This is a genomic window from Furfurilactobacillus siliginis, from assembly GCF_001437435.1.
In the GTDB taxonomy this organism is placed as follows: Bacteria; Bacillota; Bacilli; order Lactobacillales; family Lactobacillaceae; genus Furfurilactobacillus; species Furfurilactobacillus siliginis.
This window is the reverse complement of record NZ_JQCB01000027.1, coordinates 2,369-6,520: the sequence shown is the minus strand read 5'-3', so window position 1 is coordinate 6,520 and position 4,152 is coordinate 2,369. Positions and strand designations below refer to the sequence as shown.

Below are 4,152 nucleotides of genomic sequence, written 5' to 3'. Positions count from 1 at the left end.
CAGGTTATGCTGACAAATTTGTCCAAAAATTCGGATTAAATTTGCAATCTACCATAAATACAACTGTATAAACAGTTACACCATTTTGAAACTAGACGAGTATAGCACTAATTGTTTCGCTATGAAACAATTAGTTGTTAACTTAGCTAACAAAACAACAATGGGTCTGGGACATAGTTAATTATGTCCCAGACCCATCGTTGTTTTCTACGTTTCAATAGCGGAAACGTGCGCCAAAAGTCAAGTAGCTGTGCAGACTACGAACGACCTACCAGGTTTTAGACCAATCCGTACGTCCGTTCTAGGTCTTGCTCGCTACTTCCCGACTTTTATCCCACTCTCTACTTTCCTGCAAATCTAAACAATTCCAACACGCGCAAAAATTTCATCTACATACTTTAAATGTCGCTGTACATCAAACGCCGCACTAATTTGTTCAGCAGTTAAACGCGCCTTTATCCACGTATCATCAGCCACCAAGTCTTTGAACTTCGAACCAGTATCCATCGCTTGTTGTGCCAGCTGTTGAACATGATCATACGCTTCCTCGCGACTAAGACCAGTATCCACTAGCGTCAACAACACCTGTTGGCTAAATACCAAACCACCGCTGGCTTCAATGTTTGCTTTCATCCGTGCTTCGTCGATATTCAAATTCGCAATAATGCGGTTGAATCGCGTCAACATGTAATCAAGTAGCTCAGTTGTATCAGGTAAAATAATGCGTTCTGCGGATGAATGCGAAATATCACGTTCATGCCATAAAGCGACATCTTCGAAGGCCGTCATCATGTGGCCACGGATAACACGTGCTAAACCAGTAATGTTTTCTGCGCCAATTGGATTGTGCTTATGTGGCATGGCAGACGACCCTTTCTGACCAACAGAAAATGGCTCGGCAACTTCATGAAGCTCGGTTCGCTGTAAACCACGAATTTCAGTCGCAAAGTTTTCTAAGCTCGTTGCAATCAACGCCAACGTACTAAGGTAATTTGCATGTAGATCTCGCGGCAGCACCTGACTTGAAATTACTGCTGGTGTCAGTCCCAATAACGCGCATACATCCGCCTCAACCTGTGGCGGAATATTGGCAAAGGTACCGACAGCGCCACTTAATTCACCGACGGCCATTTCTGCTTGGACCTGTTTAAACCGTTCAATATCACGATCTAATTCAGCCACCCAGCGTGCTAATTTTAAGCCAAAGGACATCGGCTCTGCCTGAATACCATGGGTTCTTCCCATCATTACCGTCGCCTTATACCGTTTGGCTTGCTGCGCCACAGTCGCCCTTAATGTCTTTAAATCTTCTAGAAGTAACTCGTTCGCCGCTTTTAACTGCAAAGCTTGGGCGGTATCGACCACATCTGTACTGGTCAAACCATAATGAACCCACTTGCGTTCATCCCCTAGTGATTCCGATAACATTCGGGTAAAAGCCACGACATCATGATGTGTCTCTGCCTCAATTGCTTCCATGCGATCAACGTCGATCACCGCATTTGCCTTAATTGCATTAACATCAGCCTGCGGAATCTTCCCTTGGTTAGCCCATGCCTGACATGCTGCCAGTTCTACCTCAAACCATTGTTGCAGCTTGTTTTCTGGCGCCCAAATTGCGCGCATTTCCGGGCGTGCATACCGGTCAATCATGCTGTAACCTCCGCTGTTTGTGACCAAACATCAGCTAAGATAATCGTTTGTGACCGATCTGGACCAACAGACAATGTTGTTAGTGGTAACCCAGTCAGTTCAGTCACCCGTTGTACATATTGTTGTGCGTTAGCTGGTAGTTCCTCTAGCGACGTGCAACCTGTAATATCCTCAGTCCAACCTGGTAATGTCTCGTAAACCGCTTCACAACGCTGCAATGCTTCTTGACCAGCTGGATAATAATCAATGTTTTTACCATCTAATTGATAACCAACACAAATTTTTAATTCTGGTAAGCCTGTTAAAACATCCAAACAGTTCAATGCCAAATAGTTTAAACCAGAAACACGTTTTGCATGTCGTAAGACAACCGTGTCTAGCCAACCAATCCGCCGCGGACGTTTCGTGACTGTCCCATATTCATGACCAACTTCACGAATCTTATCGCCTGTTACATCGTGTAGTTCAGTTGGCATTGGACCATCACCAACTCGAGAAGTGTACGCTTTAGCAGTACCAATCGCAGCAGCCACCCGCGTTGGTCCAATTCCGCCACCAATCGTTACACCACCAGCAACTGGATTAGATGAAGTGACGTAAGGATACGTTCCGTGGTCAATATCAAGCATGACCCCTTGCGCGCCTTCAAACAACACGCGTTTGCCTGCAGCGAGCGCATCATCTAAAAGTACTGATGTATCAGTAACGTACGGTGCTAATCTTTTTGCATAGAGTTCATACGCTTCTAAAATTGGCGCCAATGCAAGTGGCTCTGCACCATATACCTTCGTTAATAGTTCGTTTTTAGTTTCTAAGTTACGTGTTAATAATGCTTTAAATGTCGTTGGTTCCAATAAATCGGCAACCCGAATACCAGTCCGCGCGGCTTTATCCATATAAGCCGGGCCAATTCCCTTGTTAGTGGTCCCGATCTTATGATCTTTCTTATGCTGTTCTTCAAGTTGATCTTGCAAAATGTGGTACGGCAAGATGACATGTGCGCGGTCTGAAATCTTCAATGTAGCGGTTGGAACACCTTGTGCGTGCAGTTGATCAATCTCAGCTAATAACGTCTTGGGGTTCAAAACAACCCCATTACCGATCACACAGGTTTTATCTGCTTCAAAAATTCCTGATGGTAAAAGTTGTAGCTGAAACTTTTTACCGTCAAACGTAATTGTGTGCCCAGCGTTATCGCCACCCTGATAACGGGAAATGATATCTGCTTGCTGGCTGGCGAAGTCGGTAATTTTCCCCTTTCCTTCGTCACCCCATTGGCTACCTACAATCACAACTGCTGTCATCTCGTCACCTCATAATTATTATTTTCGAACAACAAAGAGAAGTTTATCAGAAATCATTCGTCTTATCAACTAAAACCGAACGAATATACAACAATCACATTTTATAGTTCTTATTCTAATCAAACATTCATTGACATTTACGAATTTAATCGGTATTGTGCTGTTGTTGGTGAACGACACCAGCAATAATCTGTCAATCGAGAAAGAGGTCATCATTACTCATGGAAGTATTTGATTATGAAGATGTACAGTTGATTCCTAATAAGTGTTTAGTTGCTAGCCGGTCTCAGATCGACACTACCACGACTTTTGGTGGGCACCAGTTCAAGCTTCCTGTCGTCCCAGCCAACATGGCATCAGTGATTGATGAACCACTGGCCATCTGGCTCGCCGAACACGATTACTTCTATGTCATGCATCGTTTCGAACCCGAACGTCGATTAGCCTTTGTTCGGAAAATGCAGGAACGAAAGCTTATTAGTTCGATTAGTGTCGGCGTTAAAGATGATGAACGCCAACTAATTGCCGACCTAGCAGCAGCACAACTTCAACCAGACTTTATTACCATTGACATCGCTCACGGCTATGCCGAAAGCGTCATTAACATGATTCATTTAATCAAAGAACAACTACCTACCGCTTTTGTCATCGCCGGCAATGTTGCCACACCTGAAGCAGTTCGGGAATTAGAAAATGCAGGTGCTGATGCCACCAAAGTTGGTGTCGGACCTGGTAAAGCTTGCATCACAAAGCTTAAAACCGGCTTTGGCACTGGTGGCTGGCAGCTTTCCGCCGTTCGCTGGTGTGCCAAGGCCGCCCGAAAGCCCATCATTGCCGATGGTGGTGTTCGTTATAACGGTGACATCGCTAAGTCCCTCCGCTTTGGCGCCAGCATGGTCATGATCGGCTCACTGTTTGCAGGACATCGACAATCACCTGGTAACGACCTCACGATTGATAATCGTCATTACAAACAATATTACGGTTCTGCCTCTGAACAACAAAAAGGTGCTCATAAAAACGTTGAAGGTAAGGGTCTATTGGTTCCTTACCGCGGTGAAATCGAAGACACCTTGAATGAAATGCAAGAAGATCTCCAATCATCAATTTCTTATGCAGGTGGAAGTACCCTGGCTGCGTTGAATACCGTTGACTATGTTTTGGTTCGTAACACAATTACCAATGGTGATTAGTG

3 protein-coding genes are annotated in these 4,152 nt (G+C 44.7%); 1 reads left to right on the top strand and 2 read right to left on the bottom strand.

From position 1 onward, the window contains the following. Window positions 1–357: 357 nt before the first annotated feature. Both purB and IV55_RS09930 read right to left on the bottom strand, forming a co-directional pair. Window positions 358–1,653 carry an adenylosuccinate lyase gene (purB, locus tag IV55_RS09935; protein ID WP_057811752.1) on the bottom strand — a complete coding sequence of 432 codons (1,296 nt, stop codon included), beginning with the start codon at window positions 1,651–1,653 and terminating at the stop codon, window positions 358–360. Continuing rightward, window positions 1,650–2,957: an adenylosuccinate synthase gene (locus IV55_RS09930; protein ID WP_057811751.1), complete on the bottom strand. Its 1,308-nt coding sequence runs from the start codon at window positions 2,955–2,957 to the stop codon at window positions 1,650–1,652. Before IV55_RS09930 ends, purB begins: the two co-directional genes overlap by 4 nt. 221 nt (window positions 2,958–3,178) lie before the next feature. Between IV55_RS09930 and IV55_RS09925 the strand changes: the two genes are divergently transcribed. Further along, entirely contained in the window at window positions 3,179–4,150 is a 972-nt protein-coding gene (locus IV55_RS09925; RefSeq protein WP_057811750.1) for a GMP reductase, read from the top strand. Window positions 4,151–4,152 lie beyond the last annotated feature (2 nt).